This window comes from Rhodobacter ferrooxidans (assembly GCF_000176015.1).
Lineage (GTDB): Bacteria > Pseudomonadota > Alphaproteobacteria > Rhodobacterales > Rhodobacteraceae > Pseudorhodobacter_B > Pseudorhodobacter_B ferrooxidans.
Map to the genome: position 1 here is coordinate 1 of NZ_ACYY01000031.1, position 22,454 is coordinate 22,454.

At 67.0% G+C, this 22,454-nt stretch carries 22 protein-coding genes; 8 read left to right on the forward strand and 14 right to left on the reverse strand.

The window, feature by feature from the left end; all coding sequences use genetic code 11:
* The 4 genes from RSW2DRAFT_RS15855 to RSW2DRAFT_RS15870 form a co-directional block, all read right to left on the reverse strand.
* Nucleotides 1-2,448, reverse strand: a 2,448-nt coding sequence (locus tag RSW2DRAFT_RS15855) for a DUF3772 domain-containing protein (protein ID WP_050786844.1), incomplete at its 3' end; no start/stop codon positions are given.
* Nucleotides 2,449-2,492: 44 nt separating this feature from the next.
* Nucleotides 2,493-3,527, reverse strand: a complete 1,035-nt coding sequence (locus tag RSW2DRAFT_RS15860; RefSeq protein WP_008032794.1) for a cysteine synthase A — start codon at nucleotides 3,525-3,527, stop codon at nucleotides 2,493-2,495.
* Between the two features lie 122 nt (nucleotides 3,528-3,649).
* Nucleotides 3,650-4,099, reverse strand: a complete 450-nt coding sequence (locus tag RSW2DRAFT_RS15865; protein WP_040672449.1) for a copper chaperone PCu(A)C — start codon at nucleotides 4,097-4,099, stop codon at nucleotides 3,650-3,652.
* A gap of 280 nt (nucleotides 4,100-4,379) precedes the next feature.
* Nucleotides 4,380-4,754 carry a hypothetical protein gene (locus RSW2DRAFT_RS15870; RefSeq protein ID WP_156790767.1) on the reverse strand — a complete coding sequence of 125 codons (375 nt, stop codon included), beginning with the start codon at nucleotides 4,752-4,754 and terminating at the stop codon, nucleotides 4,380-4,382.
* A 143-nt stretch (nucleotides 4,755-4,897) separates the two neighbouring features.
* Here RSW2DRAFT_RS15870 and RSW2DRAFT_RS15875 point away from each other — a divergent pair, with 143 nt between their 5' ends.
* Nucleotides 4,898-6,859, forward strand: coding sequence for a heavy metal translocating P-type ATPase (locus RSW2DRAFT_RS15875; RefSeq protein WP_008032797.1), 1,962 nt, complete (start codon nucleotides 4,898-4,900; stop codon nucleotides 6,857-6,859).
* A gap of 58 nt (nucleotides 6,860-6,917) precedes the next feature.
* On the opposite strand, the gene RSW2DRAFT_RS15880 is transcribed toward RSW2DRAFT_RS15875, so the two are convergent.
* The 3 genes from RSW2DRAFT_RS15880 to RSW2DRAFT_RS15890 all read right to left on the reverse strand — a co-directional run bounded on the left by RSW2DRAFT_RS15880 (nucleotide 6,918) and on the right by RSW2DRAFT_RS15890 (nucleotide 9,024).
* On the reverse strand, nucleotides 6,918-7,484 hold the full coding sequence (locus RSW2DRAFT_RS15880) for an HNH endonuclease (protein ID WP_008032798.1): 567 nt from the start codon (nucleotides 7,482-7,484) through the stop codon (nucleotides 6,918-6,920).
* A 257-nt stretch (nucleotides 7,485-7,741) separates the two neighbouring features.
* A complete protein-coding gene (locus RSW2DRAFT_RS15885; RefSeq protein ID WP_008032799.1) occupies nucleotides 7,742-8,398 on the reverse strand; it encodes an alpha/beta hydrolase in 657 nt (218 codons plus the stop codon).
* A complete protein-coding gene (locus RSW2DRAFT_RS15890; RefSeq protein WP_008032800.1) occupies nucleotides 8,395-9,024 on the reverse strand; it encodes a DNA-3-methyladenine glycosylase family protein in 630 nt (209 codons plus the stop codon). Before RSW2DRAFT_RS15890 ends, RSW2DRAFT_RS15885 begins: the two co-directional genes overlap by 4 nt.
* Nucleotides 9,025-9,133: 109 nt before the next feature.
* Between RSW2DRAFT_RS15890 and RSW2DRAFT_RS15895 the strand changes: the two genes are divergently transcribed.
* The 4 genes from RSW2DRAFT_RS15895 (at nucleotide 9,134) to RSW2DRAFT_RS15910 (ending at nucleotide 13,427) form a co-directional block, all read left to right on the forward strand.
* Nucleotides 9,134-10,357, forward strand: coding sequence for an MFS transporter (locus RSW2DRAFT_RS15895; RefSeq protein WP_008032801.1), 1,224 nt, complete (start codon nucleotides 9,134-9,136; stop codon nucleotides 10,355-10,357).
* A gap of 132 nt (nucleotides 10,358-10,489) precedes the next feature.
* The gene (locus RSW2DRAFT_RS15900; RefSeq protein ID WP_040672451.1) at nucleotides 10,490-11,512 is read left to right on the forward strand and encodes an NAD-dependent epimerase/dehydratase family protein; all 1,023 of its coding nucleotides are present in this window, start codon (nucleotides 10,490-10,492) and stop codon (nucleotides 11,510-11,512) included.
* Nucleotides 11,513-11,613: 101 nt separating this feature from the next.
* Entirely contained in the window at nucleotides 11,614-12,756 is a 1,143-nt protein-coding gene (locus RSW2DRAFT_RS15905; RefSeq protein WP_232209703.1) for a DegT/DnrJ/EryC1/StrS family aminotransferase, read from the forward strand.
* Nucleotides 12,750-13,427 (forward strand): sugar transferase, encoded by a 678-nt coding sequence (locus RSW2DRAFT_RS15910; protein WP_008032806.1) that lies wholly within the window; start codon nucleotides 12,750-12,752, stop codon nucleotides 13,425-13,427. The genes RSW2DRAFT_RS15905 and RSW2DRAFT_RS15910 overlap by 7 nt, the downstream gene beginning before the upstream one ends.
* A gap of 12 nt (nucleotides 13,428-13,439) precedes the next feature.
* On the opposite strand, the gene RSW2DRAFT_RS17280 is transcribed toward RSW2DRAFT_RS15910, so the two are convergent.
* On the reverse strand, nucleotides 13,440-14,036 hold the full coding sequence (locus RSW2DRAFT_RS17280; RefSeq protein ID WP_198008128.1) for a GNAT family N-acetyltransferase: 597 nt from the start codon (nucleotides 14,034-14,036) through the stop codon (nucleotides 13,440-13,442).
* A 177-nt stretch (nucleotides 14,037-14,213) separates the two neighbouring features.
* On the opposite strand from RSW2DRAFT_RS17280, the gene surE reads away from it, so the two are divergent.
* From surE to RSW2DRAFT_RS15930, 3 genes are read left to right on the forward strand one after another with little or no spacing between them, the layout of a single operon-like run.
* Nucleotides 14,214-15,020, forward strand: coding sequence for a 5'/3'-nucleotidase SurE (gene surE / locus RSW2DRAFT_RS15920; protein ID WP_008032810.1), 807 nt, complete (start codon nucleotides 14,214-14,216; stop codon nucleotides 15,018-15,020).
* Nucleotides 15,017-15,679, forward strand: a complete 663-nt coding sequence (locus RSW2DRAFT_RS15925) for a protein-L-isoaspartate(D-aspartate) O-methyltransferase (RefSeq protein WP_008032813.1) — start codon at nucleotides 15,017-15,019, stop codon at nucleotides 15,677-15,679. Before surE ends, RSW2DRAFT_RS15925 begins: the two co-directional genes overlap by 4 nt.
* Nucleotides 15,680-15,722: 43 nt before the next feature.
* Nucleotides 15,723-16,925 (forward strand): M23 family metallopeptidase, encoded by a 1,203-nt coding sequence (locus RSW2DRAFT_RS15930; RefSeq protein WP_008032815.1) that lies wholly within the window; start codon nucleotides 15,723-15,725, stop codon nucleotides 16,923-16,925.
* Nucleotides 16,926-16,982: 57 nt separating this feature from the next.
* On the opposite strand, the gene RSW2DRAFT_RS15935 is transcribed toward RSW2DRAFT_RS15930, so the two are convergent.
* From RSW2DRAFT_RS15935 to hydA, 6 genes are read right to left on the reverse strand one after another with little or no spacing between them, the layout of a single operon-like run.
* Nucleotides 16,983-17,966 (reverse strand): ABC transporter substrate-binding protein, encoded by a 984-nt coding sequence (locus tag RSW2DRAFT_RS15935; protein WP_008032817.1) that lies wholly within the window; start codon nucleotides 17,964-17,966, stop codon nucleotides 16,983-16,985.
* A 36-nt stretch (nucleotides 17,967-18,002) separates the two neighbouring features.
* Nucleotides 18,003-18,845 (reverse strand): ABC transporter permease, encoded by an 843-nt coding sequence (locus tag RSW2DRAFT_RS15940; protein ID WP_008032819.1) that lies wholly within the window; start codon nucleotides 18,843-18,845, stop codon nucleotides 18,003-18,005.
* Nucleotides 18,842-19,699: an ABC transporter permease gene (locus RSW2DRAFT_RS15945; protein WP_008032822.1), complete on the reverse strand. Its 858-nt coding sequence runs from the start codon at nucleotides 19,697-19,699 to the stop codon at nucleotides 18,842-18,844. The genes RSW2DRAFT_RS15940 and RSW2DRAFT_RS15945 overlap by 4 nt, the downstream gene beginning before the upstream one ends.
* The gene (locus RSW2DRAFT_RS15950) at nucleotides 19,696-20,211 is read right to left on the reverse strand and encodes a hypothetical protein (protein WP_008032830.1); all 516 of its coding nucleotides are present in this window, start codon (nucleotides 20,209-20,211) and stop codon (nucleotides 19,696-19,698) included. The genes RSW2DRAFT_RS15945 and RSW2DRAFT_RS15950 overlap by 4 nt, the downstream gene beginning before the upstream one ends.
* Nucleotides 20,201-21,001, reverse strand: a complete 801-nt coding sequence (locus tag RSW2DRAFT_RS15955; protein ID WP_008032832.1) for an ABC transporter ATP-binding protein — start codon at nucleotides 20,999-21,001, stop codon at nucleotides 20,201-20,203. The genes RSW2DRAFT_RS15950 and RSW2DRAFT_RS15955 overlap by 11 nt, the downstream gene beginning before the upstream one ends.
* A complete protein-coding gene (hydA, locus tag RSW2DRAFT_RS15960; protein ID WP_008032834.1) occupies nucleotides 21,001-22,452 on the reverse strand; it encodes a dihydropyrimidinase in 1,452 nt (483 codons plus the stop codon). Before hydA ends, RSW2DRAFT_RS15955 begins: the two co-directional genes overlap by 1 nt.
* Nucleotides 22,453-22,454: the final 2 nt, after the last annotated feature.

Consider the following 22,454-nt stretch of genomic DNA (forward strand, 5'->3'; position numbering starts at 1 on the left):
GGCGGGGCGGCGGCGGGCGGGGCGGCGGGGGGCGACCGGGCGCAGCGTATGGGCAAGCTCGATCCCGGCCTCGGCAAAGCGCTGCACCACGGCGTGATTGATTTCCGAGCGGACATTCATCGAGAAATTCACGTCGCGCAGGATCAGCCGCATCTCGAAGGTGATGCCGTCCATCGAAAACCCCATCAGCGCCACCACCGGCGGCGGGTTCAGGATGGCCAGCGGCTGCGCCTCGGCGATCTGGCGCAGGATCGTCTCGACCTTGCGGGTGTCGCTGCCATGCACCACCGTCACCGGCACGATCAGCCGGCCGGTCAGGTTGAAGCGGGTCCAGTTGGTCACCCGCTGCGTCACCAGATCGGCGTTGGGCACGATCACGTCGGACCGATCAAAGGTCTGGATCCGGGTCGAGCGCACCGAGATTGCCCGCACCGTGCCGGAAACGTTGCCGACCTCGATCCAGTCGCCTTCGGACACCGGCCGTTCGATCAGCAGGATGATGCCGGAAACGAAGTTCGACACGATGTTCTGCAGGCCGAAACCGATGCCCAGCGACAGCGCACCGGCGACGATGGCAAGGCCGGAAAGGTCGATGCCGACGGCGTTGATCGACAGCAGGGCGGCCAGGAAGATGCCGGTATAGCCGACGCCTGCGACGATGGCGTTCTGGCCGCCCTGATCCAGGCTGGTTTTCGGCAGGATGGTGGATTTCAGCGCGCCCTGAAACAGCCGGGTCAGGGTGTAGCCGATGCCGAACAGCACCAGGAAATACAGGAAATCGGTGGGCGAGACCTTGGTTTCGCCCATCTGGAAGCCTTCGCGGAACCGGCTCCAGAGTTCGGTGATGTCGGCGGGGCGCGCGCCCCAGATCAGCGCGAACAGCGGCAGGGTGCAGAGGCTGAGGGCAAAGCCCACCAGCACCGGCACCAGCCCCTGCTGCGCCTGTTCCTCGCTGCGGATCAGCAGGCCGTAAACGTCGCCGACCAGTTGTTGCAGGATGAACAAAAGGCCAAGCAGGCCCAGCGACACCGCCGCAGGCAGCACCATGGCCGCCGCCGCCGCGATATAGCCGACCGCCGCCAGCAGCGGGCCGACCACGCCGATCACCACGGCGCCACGCCACAGCAAGCCGATCAGCCGGTTGCGATAGCTGGGCACCTCGCCCGGGGCGGTGTCGGCGGCGACATGGCGGCGCAACAGCAGGCCCATCCGCACCAGAAGCAGCCCCGCCACCACCAGCAGCGGGAACACCAAGAGCGCCGTGCCCGCCTCTCCCGCCACCTGCGGGTCGATGGCTTCCTGCCGCAGCAGGTTCAGCCCCAGCAGAACCCCCAGCAGGAAGGTGTGAAACCGCCCCTCGGCCCGGCTTTCCGGCGAAAGGTTCAGCGGCCCCTGCACGCCCGGGCCATGCGGAAACACCCGCCCGCCCAGCCAGATCGCCACGAAGATCACCCCGCCGATCAGCGGCAGCGTCTGGGCGATGCCGGTCCAGGTCTGGCCCAGCATGCCACTGCGCAGCAGCGCCTGCGACAGCGCCACCACCCCCGCCGTTGGCACCACGATCTGCCCCAGCGAGGCCAGCAGCGCCCAGACCCGGCGGCCGCGGGCGCTGGCCTTTTCCTGCAGCCGTTGCGCCAGCTTGTCGATCCAGCGCCGCCCGCGCCAGATCAGCGCCACCGCGAACACCAGAAGCGCCAGCACCAGCGGCAGGTTGTCCTTCAGCGCCACTTGCGCCGAGGGGTTGGTCCAGGCCTTCTGCAACTCCAGCCACAGGTTCAGCGCGGTTTTCGACAGCCCCCCCAGCGCCACCGGCCAGTTGGCGGGGTTGATCGGCGCGGGCCACAGCCGCAGCAACTCGTCCGCCTGGCGTTCGCGCAGCACCCGGTCGATCTCGCCGATCAGACCATCGGCGCGGCGGTAGGCTTCGTCGGCGGCGATGGCCGGGGCTTGCAGCCGCACCAACTGGTCGGTCAGCTTCTTGCGGCGTTCAGCGATCTCTGGCGCCTCGGCCACACCATCGGCGGGCAAGGCGCCCAGCGCGGTGATCTGGGTGCGCAGCGTGGCGATGCGGGCCGAGTTGGTGTTCTGCGCCACCAGCAGCGCCGAGCGCCAATCCACCAGTTGCGTGCGCAACAGGTTCAGCCCGTTGTTCGAGGTGGTGCGGTCTTCGGTGGCGGTTTCGGCGCGGGTGGCCAGCTTTTCCCAGGCGGCATAGTCCGGCCCGCTGTTTTCCGGCGGCAGGATCGAGATCGACTTGCCACCCTTTCCGGCCGGTTTCGGCGGGGTCTGGCCCTTGACCGGGCCGGTGGGCGCGGGGGTGGTTTCGGTGCCGGGGCCGGTCTCGGTGCCAGTGCCTGCGGTGGGCGGGGTGACGACGATGCCGCCCGATGGATCGGCGGTCTGCGCCTGCACCCCCCCTGCCCCGAGGGACAGCGCCAGCAGCAGCACTCTCAGTGCCGAAACCAGACCGCAAAGGGGAAAGCCCGCCCGCCTCATGCGTCCTGATACACCGCCGGAATCGTGCGCGGCGCGCGGTCAAGCCATTGCGGCACCGGCAGGCCTTTTTCCTTCAGGAACACCGGGTTATAAAGCTTGGATTGATAGCGGCTGCCGTAATCGCACAGGATGGTGACGATGGTGTGGCCCGGCCCCAGATCGCGCGCCATGCGGATGGCACCGGCGATGTTGATGCCGGTCGATCCGCCCATGCACAGGCCCTCATGCTCCAGCAGGTCGAACACGATCGGCAGGGCTTCGGCATCGGGGATGCGATAGCTGAAGTCGGGCTTGAAGCCTTCGAGGTTGGCGGTGATCCGGCCCTGACCGATGCCCTCGGTGATCGACGACCCCGGAGCCTCCAGCTTGCCGGTGGTGTAAAAACTGTGCAGCGCCGCACCTTCCGGGTCGGCAAGGCCGATCTTGACGCCCTTGGGCTGCAACGCCAGCGCCATCCCCGCCAGCGTGCCACCGGTGCCCGCGGCGCAGATGAAGCCGTTCACGCGGCCCTCGGTCTGCGCCCAGACCTCCGGCCCGGTGGTTTCCACATGCGCCTGCCGGTTGGCCACATTGTCGAACTGGTTGGCCCAGACGGCGCCATTGGGTTCGGTCTGCGCCAGCGCCTCGGCCAGACGGCGCGAGTAATGCACATAGTTGTTGGGGTTGCGGTAGGGGGCTGCCGGCACCTGCACCAGCTCGGCGCCGGCCAGCCGCAGCATGTCCTTCTTTTCCTGGCTTTGGGTTTCCGGGATCACGATCACCGTGCGGAACCCCATCGAGGCACCGACCAGTGCCAGACCAATGCCGGTATTGCCCGCCGTGCCCTCGACAATGGTGCCGCCGGGCCGCAGAGCGCCGCGCGCCACCGCATCGCGGATGATGTAAAGGGCGGCGCGGTCCTTGACCGACTGGCCGGGGTTCAGAAACTCGGCCTTGCCCAGAATCTCGCACCCCGTCAGGGCGCTGGCCTGGTTCAGCCGGATCAGCGGCGTGTTGCCAATGGATTGGGCCAGATCGCGGTATATGCGCATGGGGTGGTCCTTCCTGCTGTTCGTCCAGCAATAGGGGGGCTGCGGGCGGAACTCAAGAACTCCGCCCGCGGTTTTGCCCCGCCCCGGGCCACAACCGGCATTTTGCCGCCCGAAACGCCGGTTCAGTCGCCCATCGCCCCCGGCGCATCGACAACAAATTCCACCTCGACCCGGCCCTGATGCTCGAAAACCAGCGTGCCGGGCAGCTCGTCGCCCACCGCCAGCGCGCGGGTCAGGCCCATCAGCATCACATGCAACCCGCCCGGTTCCAGTGCCACCGAGCTGCCCGGCGGCAGATCGACCGCCTCCAGCGGTCCCATGCTGGCCACGCCATTGGCATCGACCACGGTGCCGCTCAGGGCGGCCGAGGCAAAGCCGACCTCGACGCCCAGCAACCGCTCGGCCGTCGGGCCGGTGTTCAGAATGTCCATGTAGGCCGCCGCCGATTGCGCCCCTTCGGCGGGGGCGGCGATATGGGCGTGGATGATCTGCAAGGCGCCGACATTGGTCTGATGCGCCTCGGCGGCGGCGGCAAAGGCCAGCGCGGTCAGCAGGGCAAGGGTTTTCTTCATCATGAAATCTCCGGTTTCAGGGGAAAGTGAAGTCGGTGCGGGAAAGAGAAAAGGCCCCCCCGGCTGGCAAAAGCCATCACCGGAGGGGCAAGTGCGACCCTGCCCCCGGGACCGAGGGGGATCGTTTGAAGGGCAGGCAAGGGACGCACTCCGCACCTGCCCCCAAATGGGGGTGCCATGGGCCAAACAACCCAAGGCGACGCGCCATACTAACCCGAAGAACGGGCAACAAGGCACAGATATCAAAGGTAAATCACAGATAGGCCCGCAGACTGCGGCCTTAGGCGCGCGGTGGCGCGCGCACCGGGTGGGCGGCGTCTCGGGCCCGCCATACCGGGGTTGCCACGGTGGTCAGCGCCACCACGAGGGTAAAGGTCAGCCCCAGACCCAGGTCAGCCCCGCCCAAGCCGGGCAGCACCGCTGCACCGACCAGGTGGCAGGCCGGGCAATCGCCAAAAGCCACCGCAGTGCCGTCGCTGTCGGTGGGATCGCACAGGTCGGCAAGCGGCTCGCCCCAGAACAGGGCGTGCGAGGCGCGGGCGATATCGTCGGGGGATGGCAGGGCGCGATGCGCAAACCCGGTCGCCGCGGTGGCGATCAGCAGCACAAGCGTCAGGGCCAGACCGGCCAGATGCGAACGCGAAACCCGGATCATGTCCATTTCTTAACATGAACATCGGTGTTTGCAAGCATGGCGGCAGCGTGGCTTCCCGTCTCCGCGCACACCTGCAAGACGTTCGCACTTCGGTATTTGCGGCGACGGGGGTAGCCTGCGGCCGGATCAAGGGGGCAGGCAACATGGAGTTGGTGCGCGATCAGGACCGGCTGATGCTGCAACTCAGCGGGCTTGCGGTGCTGGGTCTGGCGCTGGCCACGCTGGCGGCTTTTGCTGTGCCGCAGGTGATCGGGCCGCAGGTGTTCGGGCCGCAGGTGTTTGGGCCAAAGCTGATCGGGCCGCAGTTGATCGGACCGATCGGGCTGGGGCTGGTCTATCTGGCCGGTGGCCTGCCTGCTGCCGCACGGGCGCTGCGCGATCTGTGGCGCGACCACATCCTGAGCATCGACCTCCTGATGGTGGTGGCCGCCGTTGCCGCGGCCTCGGTCGGCGCGGCGCTGGAAGGCGCCGTGCTGCTGACGCTGTTCAGCCTGGCCTCGACGCTGGAGCATCGCGCCATGGGCAAGGCCCGCCGCGCGGTCGAGGCGCTGATGGCGCTGCGCCCCGATACCGCCTTGCGGCTGGATGGTGCCGCGGGCGTGACCGAGGTCGCGGTGGCAGAGCTGGTTGTGGGCGATGTGGTGATCGTGCGCCCGGGCGCGCGGATGCCGGTCGATGGGGTGATTGCCTTGGGCCAAGGCGCCATCGACGAGGCCACCATCACCGGCGAGTCGATGCCGGTGCACAAGGGCCCCGGCGCCAAGGTGTTCGAGGCCACGGTGAACATGCACGGCGTGTTGCAGGTCACCGTCACCAAGGCCGCTGCCGAAAGCACGGTGGCGCGGATGATCGCGCTGGTCACCGAAGCGCAAGCCGCCAAGGCACCATCGGAACGCTTCAGCGCCTGGTTTGGCCAGCGCTACACCGTGGCGGTGCTGCTGGGGGCGGTTCTGGCGCTGCTGGGGTTTCTGTGGTTCGACCACGACCTCGACGCAGCGCTTTACCATGCCGCCACCCTGCTGGTGGCCGCCAGCCCCTGCGCCGTGGTGATCTCGGTGCCGGCGGCGATCCTGTCGGCGCTGTCGGCGGCGGCACACGGCGGTGTGCTGTTCAAGGGTGGTGCTGCGCTGGAGACCCTGGCGGCAGTGCAGAGCTTTGCCTTCGACAAGACCGGCACCCTGACCACCGGGCGGCCGGAAGTGACGGAAATCGTGGCGGAAAGCGGTGACGAGGCCGGGTTTCTGGCGCTGCTGGCGGGGCTGGAGGCCCATTCCGAACACCCGATTGCCGATGCGATCCGCCGGGCGGCGCTGGCGCGCGGCCTGGCCCCGACCCCGACCCATGGCGTCAGCGCCATTCCCGCCGAAGGCCTGATCGGCCAGGATGCGCTGGGGCCGCTGTGGGCCGGCAATCCGCGTCTGGCTGCCCGCATGGGGGCTGATATCGACACCCCTGCCCTGCGGGCGCTGGCCTCGGGGGCGGAAACGCTGGTGTTCATGGGGCGTGCAGATCGGTTGATCGGCGGGCTGACCGTGGCCGACCTGCCCCGCGCCACTGCGGCCGCGGGCATTGCAGCGCTGCGGCGTGCCGGGATCGGCCGGATCGTGATGCTGACCGGCGACCGCCGCCCGGTGGCGCTGCACATCGCCGCCGAACTGGGGCTTGGCCCCGACGAAGTGCAGGCCGATCTGCTGCCCGAAGGCAAGGTCCGGCTGGTGGCCGAGATGGCCGCCGCCGGCCGGGTGGCTTTCGTCGGGGATGGGGTGAACGATGCCGCAGCCCTGGCCCGCGCCGATGTCGGCATCGCCATGGGGGCTGCGGGCAGCGAAGTGGCCCTGCAAGCCGCCGACGTGGCGCTGTTGTCCGAGGATATGGGGCGTCTGGCAGCGGCACACCGCCTGGCCCGCCACACCGCCCGGATCATCAAGCAGAACCTGATCTTTGCCATCGGCATGATGGCGGTTCTGGTGGTGGGGGGGCTGTTCTTCGCCCTGCCCTTGCCACTGGCGGTGATCGGCCACGAGGGCGGCACACTGCTGGTGGTGCTGAACGGCCTGCGCCTGCTGTCCGACCCGATCCGCGCTGATCGGCGGCAACCAGGCTGATCGGCACATGCCGACACGAAAAACCCGCGATCTGCCAAGGCCGGGCAGCGCCCGGCCCTCAGGCCTCCAGCTCGCTGCCCCAGTAAAGATAGTCCATCCAGGTCTGGTGCAGTTCCGCCTTCGCCCCCGGCAAGCGCCTTGCGGCGGCGTCGATCTGGTGCGGCGTCGGCTGGAACGCCGGGCGCAACAGCCGCATCCCGGCCTCTTGCGGCGTCTTGTTGCCCTTGCGCAGGTTGTCGGCCCCACAGCAGGCGACGATATTGCTCCAGCAGGTCAAACCCTTGCGGCTTTTCGGCACGATATGGTCAAAGGTCAGATCCTTGGCGGCAAAGCGCCCGCCGCAATACTGGCAAGTGAATTCGTCGCGCAGAAACAGGTGATAGCGGGTGAACGCCACCGAGCGGCGCTTGCGATAGCGTTTCAGTGCCACCACCGCCGGCACCTCGAACGCCCGGCTGCCGGAATGCACCAGCACATCGTCATAGGTTTTCAGCTGCACCACGCGGCTTTGAATCACCGCCACGAAAGCGTCCTGCCAGCTCCACACCGACAGCGGCGCCCAGCTTAACGGCTGCATGTCCGCATTCAGCACCAGCGTGCGCAGATTGCCGACCGGAACCGTCATCTGGCCCCCCGCGGCAAACATCGGAAGCCGTCGCGGCGATAGCGCAGGGGCCGCGCCGTGGCGCTGTGCTGCAGATCAGACGTGGCCCTGGCGCCGTCCATTCCGTGCTGCCCCTTGTGCCCGACCCTCGGGCCTTGCGGTCGCGGAACAGGCGGGCTGTTCCGGTCGCATGAAACTATATCTGGCAGTTTGCCACTGGCAAGTGCCTTGATCTAGGTTAGTGTCGGCCTGCAACATCCTTGTGACCAAAAGCCGCCCTAGCCGGGCAGCCGGTCCTTCAGGAACGCCAGTGCCACCGACAGCCCATCGGGGGCGATGCCATGGCCGGTGCCGCGCATCACATGGCCATATGTGTCGAATCCCGCCGCCTGCAAGTCCTGCTCGGCCCGCGCCATGTCGGCAAACGGCACCACCGGGTCGGCATCGCCATGGATCAGCAGCACCGGCGGCTTGACCAGGGCCTCGGCGGCCAGCCGTTCCGGTGCCAAGAGCCGCCCGGAAAACGCCACCACCCCCGCCATTGCCCGCGGCCTGCGCGGAGCGATATGCAGGCTGATCATCGAACCTTGCGAGAACCCCACCAGCGCCAGTGCGGCATCGCTCAGGCCTTCCTCGGCCAGCCGCGCATCAAGAAAATCGTTCAGCAGCACCGTGGCCGCCGCCAACCCCTCTGCCGCCGCCGCCTCGGACGATCCATCCAGCCAGGGGATCGGAAACCATTGATAACCAAAGGGATTGCCCGCACAGGGCTGCGGCGCGTCGGGTGAGACGAACACCGTATCGGGCAGATGTGGCGCCAAAGGATCGGCCAGCCCCAAGAGGTCGGCCCCATCGGCGCCATAACCATGCACGAACACCACCAGGCTTTTCGCCCGCCCCGACTGCGGCCCGCGTCGTTGGAATTTCAATGTCACCGGATGCCCTCGCGCGTTTTGATGTGCCGGTAATAGGCCCAGAGCGCGCGGGCCGCAACGCCCCGCCACGGCGACCAGACCTCGGCCATCGCCCGCAACTCCCGCTCGGTTGGCCGAGCGTCCAGCCCGAACAGCAACCGCGCCGCCTCTTGCAGCGCCAGGTCGCCGGGCGCGAACACATCGGCACGGCCCAGCGAAAACATCGCGTAAATCTCGGCGGTCCAGCGGCCGATTCCCGGCACCTCGACCAGCCGCGCCAGCACCGCGGCATCGGGCAACACCCGCAAGGCATCAAAATCAATCCCCGCCGCGGCCAGCGCCCGGCCGTATCGCATCTTCTGCCGCGACAGCCCGCAGCCGCGCAATTCCTCGTCCGACGCCGCCGCCACCGCCTGCGCATCGGTCAGCCCCGCCGCCGCCAGCCGCCCCCAGATCGCATTGGCCGAGGCGACCGAGACCTGCTGGCTGACAATCGCATCCCACAGCGCCAGGAAGCCGTCGCCGCGCAGCCGCAGTGGCAACGGCCCCACCGCCGCCAATACCGGCCCGAACCGCGGCTCGCGCCCCACCAGCCAGCCCGCGCCTTCGGCCAGGCAGTCCGGTCCCCGAATGATCCGCCCCACCATGTCCACCGCCTTTCCCGTTCTCCTTGGTGCAAATACCCTCGCCGAAGGCAAGAAGTTTTGCCGCCGATTGCCCCTTGGCCTGCCCGCGGCTTCGGTCTACCCATGCCCGATGAGCCAAAGCACCGCCTTTCCCACCGACGACCGCGCCGCCCGCCGCAACGTGCTGGTGCTGGTGGCGGCACAGGCGATCCTTGGCTCGCAGATGTCGATGATCTTCATCATCGCCGGTCTCGCCGGGCAATCGCTGGCCTCCAACCCCTGCTGGGCCACGCTGCCGATCTCGCTGACGGTGATCGGCTCGATGCTGTCGGCCACGCCGCTGTCGGCGCTGATGCAGCGCTACGGGCGACGGGCCGGGTTCGTCGTGGGTGCCCTGGGTGGGGTGATCGGTGCCTCGATCGGTGCCTATGCCCTGACCGTGGCGTCGTTTCCGCTGTTCCTGCTGGGGGCGCTGTTCACCGGCATCTACATGTCGGCGCAGGGGTTCTACCGCTTTGCCGCCGCCGATACCGCCTCGGAGGCATTCCGGCCCAAGGCGATTTCCTGGGTGATGGCGGGCGGGCTGATGTCGGCGGTGCTGGGGCCGCAACTGGTCAAGCTGACCAACGACGCGATGGCGGTGCCGTTCCTGGGCACCTACCTGGCGGTGATCGCGCTGAACCTGCTGGGCGTCGGGTTGTTCAGCCTGCTGCACAGCCCCAGGCCGCGGGCGCCGCAACTGGGCGAGGCGCGCGGCCGCAGCCGGATGGAGCTGATCCGCACCCCGCGCATCGCCGTGGCGGTGATCTGCGCCACGGTGTCCTATGCGCTGATGAACCTGGTGATGACCTCGTCGCCGCTGGCGGTGGTGGGCTGCGGCTTTGATACCAGCGATGCCGCCAACGTGGTGACGGCGCATGTGCTGGCGATGTATGCCCCCAGTTTCATCACCGGCCACGTCATCGCCCGCATCGGCGTGGAAAAGGTGATGGCGCTGGGGCTGCTGATCCTGGCCGCTGCGGGTGCCGTGGCAATGTCGGGCGTGGCGCTGGAAAACTTCTTTGCCGCCATGCTCTTGCTGGGCATCGGCTGGAACTTCGGCTTCATCGGCGCCACCACCATGCTGGCGGGCAGCCATGCCCCGGAGGAACGCGGCCGCATGCAGGGCATGAACGACCTGATCGTGTTCGGCGGCGTGACGCTGGCGTCGTTCTCCTCGGGTGGGCTGATGAACTGTTCGGGCGGCTCGGTGCAGGCGGGCTGGTCGGCGGTGAACATGGCGATGCTGCCGTTCCTGGTGCTGGCGGGCGGGGCGCTGATCTGGCTGGTGATGCAGCCCAAGGAAACCCGCTAGCCGCCCGCCCCCCCAAATGCATTGCCGAGATACCGCCTGCACGCTATGGATTGATGCATGTCGGTGCCACGACCCCGGCAGGACCGACGCGTGAACCCCGGATACCCCCCGATGCCCGCCAGTGACACCAAAGTGAAACGCATCTTCATCACCGGCACCGCCGGGTTCATCGGCTACCATCTGGCCGAGCTGTTGCTGGCGCAGGGCGCGCAGGTGCAGGGCTATGACGGCATGACCGATTACTATGACGTCAGCCTGAAACACCGCCGCCACGCCCGCCTGCGCCGCCATCCCGGTTTCGCCGCCACCGAGGCGATGCTGGAAGATGCCGCAGCCCTTGATGCCGCCATCGACAGCTTTGCCCCCGACGTGATCGTGCATCTGGCAGCACAAGCCGGGGTGCGCTACAGCATCGACAATCCCCGCGCCTATATCGACGCCAACATCATCGGCAGCTTCAACGTGATGGAGGCCGCGCGCCGCAACCATGTGCAGCATCTGCTGATGGCCTCGACCAGTTCGGTTTACGGTGCCAACACCGATATGCCCTATGCCGAGACCGACAAGGCCGACACCCAGATGTCGTTCTATGCCGCCACCAAGAAGGCGACCGAGGCGATGGGCCACGCCTTCGCCCATCTGCACGGCCTGCCGACCACGATGTTCCGCTTCTTCACCGTCTATGGCCCCTGGGGTCGCCCCGACATGGCCTATTTCAAGTTCACCGAGGCCATTCTGGCGGGCCGCCCGATCGACATCTACAACAACGGCGAGATGTGGCGCGATTTCACCTATGTGGCTGATCTGGTGCGCGGCATCTCGCTGCTGATCGACGCCGTGCCGCAGCGCCCCGCCAGCCCCGCCGAGATCGAACCGGGCGACAGCCTGTCGCCGGTGGCGCCGTTCCGCATCGTCAACATCGGCAATTCCGAAAAGGTGCGGCTGATGGATTTCATCGCTGCGATCGAAACCGCACTGGGCCGAAAGGCCGCCTACAACTTCATGCCGATGCAGCAGGGCGACGTGCCCGCGACCTGGGCCGATGCCAGCCTGCTGCAGCGGCTGACCGGCTACAAGCCGCATACCGGTGTCGGTCAGGGGATCGGCGCGTTCGTCGCCTGGTATCTGGAGGAATTTGCCCGCAGCCAGACCTGACGCAGCGGCCTGCGATGGCGCTGTAGCCATAGCCCCGCGCGCGTGTTTTCAACGCAACCACCGCCTTTTGTCAGACCATCCAGAACCCGGGTATGAAGTCCATGCAAGTTCCGTTTTTCCGCCCCTCGATCGGCGAAGCCGAAATCGCCGCCGTATCCGAATGTCTGCGCTCGGGCTGGCTGACCACCGGCCCGAAGGCGCAGGCGTTCGAGGCCGATTTTGCCGATTACATTGGCGGCGGCGTGTCGGCGCTGGCGGTCAATTCGGCCACCGCAGCACTGCATCTGGGTCTGGAAGCCCTGGGCGTCGGCCCCGGCTGCGAGGTGATCGTGCCGACGCTGACCTTCACCGCCACGGCGGAAGTGGTGCGCTATCTGGGTGCCGACCCGGTGCTGGTCGATATCGACCCGGCGACGCTGTGCCTTGATGCCGAAACCGTGGCACAGGCGATCACCCCGCGCAGCAAGGTGATCATGCCGGTGCATTTCGCCGGCCGCGCCTGCGATATGACGGCGCTGCGGGCGCTGGCCGACGCCAACGGCCTCAGCATCCTTGACGATGCCGCCCACGCCCTGCCCACCCGGCACCAGGGGCAGTTGATCGGCCAGTGCGGTGCAGATGCGACGGCGTTCAGCTTTTATGCCAACAAGACCATGACCACCGGCGAAGGCGGCATGCTGGTCACCGCCAACCCCGAGATTGCCGCCCGCGCCCGCACCATGCGGCTGCATGGCATCGACCGCGACGTGTTCAACCGCTTCACCAACACCCGCGCCAGCTGGATTTATGACGTGGTGGCGCCGGGCTACAAATACAACATGACCGACGTTGCCGCCGCCATGGGGCTGGTGCAGCTTGGCCGCTGCGACGATTTCGGTGCCACGCGGGCGGCGCTGGTGGCGCGCTACAACGACGCCTTTGCCGACCTGCCGCTGATCCTGCCGCCCGGCCCCGCCGCCGGCGACGAACATTCCTGGCACCTTTACATCCTGCAACTGCCGCAGACCGCACCGCTCAGCCGCGACGCCTTCATCGCCGCGCTGAAAGACGCCGAGATCGGCACCTCGGTGCACTACCGGCCGCTGCATCAGATGACCTTCTGGAAAGACTTCTGTGCGGGGCGCAGCTTTCCGCATGCCGATGCCTATTTCGCCCGCTGCGTCTCGCTGCCGCTGTTCATGGCGATGACGCCCGAGGAACAGGATCACGTCATCGCCACCGTGCGCCGCGTGCTTTCGTGCTGAAACGGCTGTTCGACATCGGCTTTTCGCTGGTGATCCTGGCGCTGTGCCTGCCGCTGTTTGCCGCTGTGGCGGCGGCGATCAAGCTGGCCTCGCCCGGCCCGGTGTTCTACCGCGCCCGGCGGATCGGCAAGGACGGCGTGGCGTTCGACATGCTGAAATTCCGCACCATGCATGTGGCCAATGCAGGGGCCGTGATCACCGCCAAGGGCGACGTGCGGATCTTTCGCGTCGGCGCCTGGCTGCGCAAGCTGAAGATCGACGAGTTGCCACAGTTCCTGAACGTGCTGGCAGGCCAGATGTCGGTGGTCGGCCCCCGCCCCGAAGACCCGCGGATGGTGCAGGATCACTACACCCCCTGGATGCTGGAAACCCTGCGCCTGCGCCCCGGCATCACCAGTCCGGGGGCGGTGTTCTACTATGCGCAGGGCGAAGGGCTGGTCGATGCCGCCGACCCGGAAGGCTCGTATGTGGCGCGGCTGCTGCCGCCGAAACTGGCGGTCGAGCGCGCCTATATGGAGCGGGCGGGGTTTCTGTCGGATCTGCATTGCATCGGGCTGACCGCCGCCGCCATCCTGGGCGAGGCCACCGGCCACCCGGTCAATCCGCCGCGTCAGGACATGGAACTGGCGCTGCGCTGGGTGCCCGCCAGTGCTTTTCCGCGCCAGTCGTGACCAAAGGCCGGGTCAGGGCCGCGCCAGCCGGTAACAACACAGCACCCGCTCGCCGCGGCTTTCGTGGCCGACGTGTTTGAAGCCATGGCGTTCATAGAAATCCCGCACCACGCCATTGTCGTCGCGGTCGGTGGTCAAGGCCACGGCCACGGCACCCTGACCAAAGGCCTCGGCGCAGAACGCCTGCACCAGCACCGCGCCGATGCCGCGACCCGGCGCTGCCGTGGCAATCGACGACAGCTCCACCACCCCCGGCTCGGCACCCTGCGCCACCTCGACCCGGCGGGCATTGCGCAGGATATCGGCCAGCAGCGACGGCCGGCGGATCAGCGCCAGCAGGATCGCCGGGATCAGCCTGCGCCGCCGTGCCCGGAAATGCCGATAAAAACCGTCGGGATCGGCAAACCCCACGGCAAAGCCCTGCACCCCCGCCGAGGTCTGCGCCACCAGCGCAATCGCGCCGGTCCAGTCCAGCACCGCGCGATAATAGCCACGCAGAAAGGCCGGCCCCATCCGGTCCAGAAAAAAGCCGCGAAACGCCAACTGGTGCACCCGCACCACAGCGGGCAGGTCGTCTGGCAACATGCGTCGGACAGAGAGTGTCGGCACGGTTTTTCCTTTTGCACGGACTGGCTGGCTGCTTACAGCATGGCTTGGCGACTGTCACCTTGTGACCCGGCCACCCCTGCGGCCAAAAATGCACCTGCGGACCGGGCTTGCCCCGAGGCGGCGCTTTACGCCCGCCCCGGCCTCGTCTAATCAGAAAGGGCAGCGAAAGGCGGCCTGATGCGTATTCTGATCACCAATGACGACGGCATCAACGCCCCCGGCTTGCAGGTTCTGACCGACATCGCCACCGAGATCGCCGGACCCAAGGGCGAGGTCTGGACCGTGGCCCCGGCTTTCGAGCAATCGGGCGTCGGCCATTGCATCAGCTATACCCATCCGATGATGATCGCCCGGCTTGGGCCCCGCCGCTTTGCCGCCGAGGGCAGCCCGGCCGATTGCGTGCTGGCGGCGATCTATGACGTGCTGGAGGGCGCCCGGCCTGATCTGGTGCTTTCAGGCGTCAACCGCGGCAACAATGCCGCCGAAAACGTGCTGTATTCCGGCACCATCGGGGCGGCACTGGAGGCCGCCTTGCAAGGCCTGCCCGCCATCGCGCTGTCGCAATACATGGGTCCGGATACCAGCGAAACCGCCGACCCGTTCGAGGCCGCCCGCGTGCACGGTGCCGCCGTGGTGCGCGCCCTGCTGGACCAGTCGCATTGGGACAACACCGATTACCGGCTGTTCTACAACGTCAACTTCCCGCCCGTCGCCGCCAAGGCCGTCAAGGGCATCCGCGCCGCAGCGCAAGGCTTCCGCCGCGACACCAGCTTCTCGGTCGAGCCGCACCATTCGCCCTCGGGGCGCAAGTTCCTGTGGATCAAGGGCGGGCCGCAGCATGCCCCCACCCTGCCCGGCACCGATGCGGCGGTGAACCTTGATGGCCATATCTCGGTCACGCCGATGCGGGCCGATCTGACCGCGCATGACCGGTTGGCCGATCTTGCCCGCCTGCTGGAAAAGCCGCAGGTGGCGCGCGGATGAGCAACGGCCCGGCCCCGCTTGACGATGCCGCAGAACGCCAGATGCGCTTTCTGTTCGCCTTGCGCTCGCACGGGGTCACCGATGCCCGGGTGCTGGGCGCGATGGAGCGGATCGACCGTGGGGCCTTTGTGCGCGGGCTGTTTGCCGACCGCGCCTATGAGGACATGCCGCTGCCGATTGCCTGCGGCCAGACCATCAGCCAACCCTCGGTGGTGGGCCTGATGACCCAGGCGCTGGAGGTGCAGCCGCGCGACATGGTGCTGGAGGTCGGAACCGGCTCGGGCTATCAGGCCGCCATCCTCAGCCTGCTGGCCCGTAGGGTCTATACCGTGGACCGCCACCGCCGTCTGGTGCGCGAGGCGCAGGATGTGTTCCACGTGCTTGGCCTGGTGAACATCACCGCGCTGCATGTAGATGGCAGCTTTGGCCTGCCCGATCAGGCGCCGTTCGACAAGATATTGGTGACGGCTGCGGCAGAAGACCCGCCCGGCCCGCTCTTGGCGCAGCTGAAAATCGGCGGTATCATGGTGGTTCCGGTCGGCCAGTCCGACGCGGTGCAAAGCCTGATCAAAGTCACCCGCCACAGCCGCGGTTTCGAATATGACGAGTTGCGCCCGGTGCGTTTCGTGCCACTGGTCGAGGGACTCGGGTCCGAGTAACCAAAGCCCCGGGGCTAACCCGGGCACAGCACATGAGGCCACGATGCGCAGTCACCCCCGCCCGATTCTGCCGCCACAAACCCGCCTGCGGGTGCTTTGCTTCGGCACGGCGCTGCTGGCGCTGACCGCCTGCACCACCGACAAGATGGACTGGGATCTGCGCCCGAACGTCGGGCTGAACACCGCGCAAGCCGCCCAGCGCGCCACGGCCGACCGCCCGCAAGCCGACAGCCGCGGCGTGATCTCGTATCCCGGCTATCAGGTGGCGGTGGCGCGGCGCGGCGATACCGTGGGATCGGTGGCCGCAAGGGTCGGCCTCGATGGCGCGGAACTGGCGCGCTACAACGCGCTGGGGGCGGGCGACAAGCTGCGCTCGGGCGAGGTGCTGGCGCTGCCGCGGCGGGTGGCCAGCAGTGGCGGCAGCGGCACGTCCGGCAGCGGCGGCATCATCGGCGCACCGATCCAGAGCGGGCCGATCGACGTGACCACCATCGCCTCGGGCGCCATCGACCGCGCCTCGGGCAGTGCCGCGCAAACCCCCGGCTGGCAGGCGGGGGCGCAATCGGCCAGCACGGCGCCGGGCGTCGAGCCGGTGCGCCACAAGGTCGCCCGCGGCGAGACCGCCTTCACCATCGCACGCACCTACAATGTTTCCGCCCGTGCGCTGGCCGACTGGAACGGGCTGGATGCCAACATGAGCGTGCGCGAGGGCCAGTTCCTGCTGATCCCGGTGGCGACGGCCGCCGCTGCCGCCAGTGCCGCCACCGCCCCGGGGCAAGGCTCACCGACGCCGGTGCCGCCCTCGGCCTCGCAACCCTTGCCCGACGAAGACACCGCCACGCCGCAAGCCGCCCCGGCCGCCGCCAATCTGGGGGCGCAGCGCACCGGCGCTTCGGCGGCGCGCTTTGCCATGCCGGTGAACGGCCAGATCATCCGCGGCTATGCCAAGGGCAAGAACGAGGGCATCGACATCTCGGCCAGCGCCGGGACATCGGTGCAGGCCGCGGCTGACGGCACCGTGGCCGCCATCACCAAGGACACCGATCAGGTGCCGATCCTGGTGATCCGCCACGCGAACAACCTGCTGACGGTCTATGCCGGGATCGACAATATCACCGTGGCCAAGGGCGCCACCGTGAAACGCGGCCAGACCTTCGCCAAGGTCCGCGCGGCCAGCCCGGCCTTCCTGCATTTCGAGGTGCGCAACGGTCTCGACAGCGTCGATCCGATGACCTACCTGCAATAAGGCCAGGGGGCGCGCCCGATCCCGGACGCGCCCCCTTTCTCATTACCGATCAAAGGCTTATTGCAGCGCCTTGTCGGTGATCTGATGCGTCCAGGCGCCGGTGGGGGCCGCCGAGATCACCGGGTCCGACCCGCCTGCCAACAGCTTGTCCACGGTGCGCTGATAATCCGCCTCGTCCAGCGCGCCATTGCTGCCTGCGGTCAGCTTGGCAATCTCGGCCATCATGCGCTTTTGATGCTCGATGGTCTGCGCGCCGGTCGCGTCGTTGTCGATCACGATCTGCGCCGCCTCGTCCGGGTTGGCCTCGGCATATTTCCAGCCCTGCATCGAGGCACGCACAAAGCGCACCATCTTGTCCTCGAACGCCGGATCCGCAAGGTTGGCCTCCAGCACATAAAGCCCGTCTTCCAGCGTCGCCACGCCCTGCTCTTCATACTTGAAGGTCACCAGATCCTCGGGCGCGATGCCGGCATCAATCACCTGCCAGTATTCGTTGTAGGTCATGGTGGACACGCAAGCCGCCTGCTTTTGCAGCAGCGGATCGACGTTGAAACCCTGCTTCAGCACCGTCACGCCACCGGCCGAGCCATCGGTTTTCAGCCCCAGCGTGCTCATCCAGTTCAGGAACGGATATTCGTTGCCGCCGAACCAGACGCCCAGCGTCTTGTCGGCAAAATCCGCCGGGGTGGCGACACCGGATTCCTTCAGGCAGGTCAGCATCATCCCCGAGGATTTGAACGGCTGGGCGATGTTGACCAGCGGCAGCCCCTTCTCGCGCGCGGCCAAGGCCGAGGGCATCCAGTCCACCACCACATCGGCACCGCCACCGGCGATCACCTGGGTCGGCGCCACGTCCGGCCCGCCCGGCAGGATGGTGACGTTCAGCCCCTCGGCCTCGTAGAAGCCCTTGGCCGCCGCGACGTAATAGCCCGCGAACTGCGCCTGCGTCACCCATTTCAGTTGCAGCGTCACGTCATCCGCCGCCTGCGCCGCGCCCCCGGCAAATGCCGTGAACAGTGCCGCCGTTACGATTCTTTTCATTGGTCAACCTCCATGTTGCGCCCTTGCCGGGCTTTTTCAGTTCCGTTGCGAGGGGTGCCAGAACGTCACCCCCCGTTCGATCAGCGCAATCAGCCCATAAAAGGCCGATCCTGCCAAGGCCGCAACCGCAATTTCCGCCCAGATCATGTCCAGCCCCAACTGGCCGATCTCGGCGGTGATGCGAAACCCCATGCCGCGGGTCGGACTGCCGAAAAATTCGGCAACGATGGCGCCGATCAGCGCCAGCGTGCCCGCGATCTTCAAGCCGTTGAAGATGAAGGGCATGGCCGCGGGCAGCCGCAGTTTCCACAGCCCCTGCCAGTAGCTTGCCCCCCAGGTCGCCATCAGGTCGCGCTGCATCCGGTCCGATGCCGAAAGCCCCGCCACCGTGTTCACCAGCACCGGAAAGAACACCATCACCACCACCACCGCGGCTTTCGACTGCCAGTCGAAGCCGAACCACATCACCATGATCGGCGCGATGCCGACAATCGGTAGCGCGGCCACAAAGTTGCCCACCGGCAGCAACCCGCGTTGCAAAAAGGGCGAGCGGTCGATGGCCACCGCCACCAGCACCGCCGCCCCACAGCCGATCAGATAGCCCGACAGCGCCCCCTTGAAAAAGGTCTGCACCAGATCGCCCCACAGCACCGGCAGGCTGCTGGCCAGCTTTGCGCCGATGGCCGATGGCGGCGGCAGGATGATCGGGCTGACCTGAAGCCCCTTGATCACCGCCTCCCACACCACCAGCACGGTGATGCCGAACAGCGTCGGCACGAACAGCCGCACCCAACGGTTCCTGCCCGCCACCCGGGCGGCGTAGGAGTTCACCCCCCAGGCCACCAGCCAGAACACCACGGCAAAGATCAGCCAGCTCATCGCGCCATCCCCATCCGCCGCAGGGTGACAGTTTCGATCCGGCCGATCCCCACCACCAGCAGCGCCGCCATGGTGGCCGCGGCAAACAGCGCCGCCCAGATCTGCACGGTCTGGCCATAGTAACTGCCACTCAGCAGCCGCGCCCCCAGCCCCGCAGGCTGGTTCAATTCCCCGACAATCGCCCCCACGAGGCTGGCGGCAATCCCCACCTTCAGCGAGGCGAACAGATAGGGCATCGACGAGGGCAGCCGCAGCTTGCCCAATGTCGTGGCCTCGCCCGCCGAATAGGTGCGCAGCAGATCAAGCTGCATCGCATCCGGGCTGCGCAGCCCCTTCACCATGCCCACCACCACCGGGAAGAAACTCAGATAGGCCGAGATGATCGCCTTGGTGACAATCCCCGAGGCCCCCAGCGAGTTCATCACCACCGCCAGCATCGGCGCAATGGCGATGATCGGGATCATCTGGCTGGCAATCGCCCAGGGCATCACGCTCAGATCCATCGCCTTGTTGTGCACGATCCCCACCGCCAGCAGGATGCCCAGGCCCGTGCCGATCACAAAGCCCAGCAGCGTGCCGGAAAGCGTGATCCAGCCGTGATAAATCAGCGATTTCTTCGAGGTGATCGCCTGCCCCGCCACCCCGTCATAAAGCCCCTTGATCACCTGATGTGGTGCCGGCAGCACCGGGCGGTCCTGCGTCATGGTCTGGCCGACGAAGTCCATGCCCGACACCGTCACCCCGGCCCGCGCCGCCTGATCCTGCACCCAGGGGCCGTTCAGCCAGACCGCAGCGCCATACCAAAGCACCACGATCGCCGCGACAACCGTCAGGATCGGCAGCAGCCGGTTCATTCGCTATCATCCTCCCAGCGGAAGGTCGGGGTCAGCGTCAGATGGTCGTTGGCAATTTCCTCGGTGAATTGCACCGACACGCCGCTGGTGCCCCGCGGATCGGACGCCTTGGGGCGAAAGCGGAAATCGAGGTCCAGCGGCACAAAGGTGCCAAGCCCCTGCGCCAGCCGCCCCTCGAAACAGGGCTGATCGGCCTTCCAGTCCGACCATTCGGCCTCGGGCGAGACGAACTTGACCTTGCAATGAAACCGCAGCGGCCGGTCCTTGGCGCCATTGGCGGCGGTAAACGCCACCTCCAGCCGCAACACCTCGGCCCGGGTGATGGTCGGCGCCAGTTCCCCCGACTTGTCATGCACGATCCGCACCCGCAGCGACACCGCGTCGTCGAGCTTGATCCATTCCTCGGGGTTGGGCTTGTGGGGACCAAGCCCGTAGGCATCCACCTCGGTCTCGGCGCCAGCCGCGCCCGCCAGCCCGCAGGCCAGCAGCATTGCCGCAAGCTTAATCCTCATAGGAATGTCCCGCCCGCAGCCCCTCGCGCACCCGATGCGCAATCTCGATGAAGGCCCGGCTGTCCCTGATCTCCAAAGGCCGTTCGCGCGGCAACGGGCTGTCGATCACATCAGTGATCCGGCCCGGACGCGGCGACATCACCACGATCTTGGTCGACAGATACACCGCCTCGGGGATCGAGTGGGTGACGAAAACGATGGTCTTGTTGGTACGCGCCCAGAGCTTCAGCGTCTCTTCGTTCAGCCGGTCGCGCACGATCTCGTCCAGCGCGCCGAAGGGTTCGTCCATCAGCAGGATGTCGGCATCGAACGCCAAAGCGCGCGCGATGCTGGCCCGCTGCTGCATCCCGCCCGACAACTGCCAGGGATATTTCTTGCCAAATCCTTCCAGATCAACCAGTTGCAGAACGTTCTTCACGCGGGCCTCCTGCTCGTCGCGCGCAAACCCCATGATCTCCAGCGGCAGCTTGATGTTGCCCGCGATGGTGCGCCAGGGGTAAAGCCCCGCCGCCTGGAACACATAGCCGTAAGCCCGCTTGCGGCGCGCCTCGTCCGGCGTCATGCCGTTGACGGTCAAGGTGCCGCTGGTCGGATGCTCCAGGGCCGCAATCGCCCGCAAAAGCGTGGTCTTGCCGCAACCCGACGGCCCGATGAACGACACGAAATCGCCCTTCTCGACCGTCAGGTTCACGTCCTTCAGCGCATCCACCGGGCCGTCGCCAGTCTGGAAGGTCAATCCCAGAGCGCGCGCCTCGATCACCGGCAGGTTCTGTTGCAGGGTGTCCTTCATCAAACCCCGCTTGCCGGAATACCGCCGCGCTGCACCGGGCGCGGGGCGGTCAGTTCCTTCCAGGCACTCAGCGCCCGGTTCACCGCCGGCCGCGCCTCGCGCCCGACAAAGTGGCCATGACCCTCGCGGGTTTTCACCTCGCCATCCTCCACCGCCACCTGGCCGCGGCTGAGCGTGTAGCGCGGCAGGCCCTTCACAACTTTGCCTTCGAACACGTTGTAATCAATCGAAGATTGCTGCGACCCCGCCGAGATCACCTTGGACTTCGCGGGATCCCACACCACCAGATCGGCATCCGCCCCCACCAGCACAGCGCCCTTTTTCGGGTAGCAATTCAATATCTTGGCGATGTTTGTTGATGTCACGGCCACGAATTCGTTCATCGTCAGCCGACCCGTCGCCACCCCATGCGTCCACAACATCGGCATCCGGTCCTCCAAGCCCCCGGTGCCATTGGGGATCTTGGTGAAATCGCCCATCCCAAAACGTTTCTGTGCCGTGGTGAAAGCGCAATGGTCGGTCGCCACCACCGACAGGCTGCCCGATTGCAGGCCGGCCCAGAGGCTGTCCTGATGCTGCTTGGACCGGAACGGCGGCGACATCACCCGCCGCGCCGCATGGTCCCAGTCGGGGTTGAAATATTCGCTCTCGTCCAGCGTCAGATGCTGGATCAGCGGCTCGCCCCAGACCCGCTTGCCCTGCATCCGCGCCCTGCGGATCGCCTCGTGACTGTCCTCGCAAGAGGTGTGCACCACATAAAGCGGCACCCCGGCCATGTCGGCAATCATGATGGCGCGGTTGGTGGCCTCGCCCTCCACCTGCGGCGGGCGGCTGTAAGCATGCGCCTCCGGCCCGGTATTGCCCGCCGCCAGCAGCCGCGCCGACAGTTCCGCCACCACGTCGCCATTCTCGGCATGCACCATCGCCAAGGCGCCCAGATCAGCGCAGCGGCTGAAGGAATGGAACAACTCGTCGTCGTTCACCATCAGCGCGCCCTTGTAGGCCAGGAAGTGCTTGAAGCTGGTAATCCCCTGATCGACCACGGTTTTCATCTCATTGAACACCTGCTCGCCCCACCAGGTGATCGCCATGTGGAAACTGAAATCGCAGTTGGCCCGGCCGGTCTTGTTGTGCCACATCTGCAGCGCATCCAGCAGCCCTTGCCCCGGTGCGGGCAGCGCGAAGTCCACCACCATCGTGGTCCCCCCCGCCAAGGCCGCCCGGGTGCCGCTCTCGAAATCATCGCTGGAATAGGTGCCCATGAACGGCATTTCCAGGTGCGTATGCGGATCAATCCCCCCCGGCATCACATAGCAGCCCGAGGCGTCCAGCACCTTGTCGCCACTCAGCCCCGCGCCGATGGCAGTGATCACCCCGCCCAAGATCAGCACATCCGCCTTGTAAGTCAGATCGGCGGTGACGATGGTTCCGTTTTTGATGACTGTGGTCATGG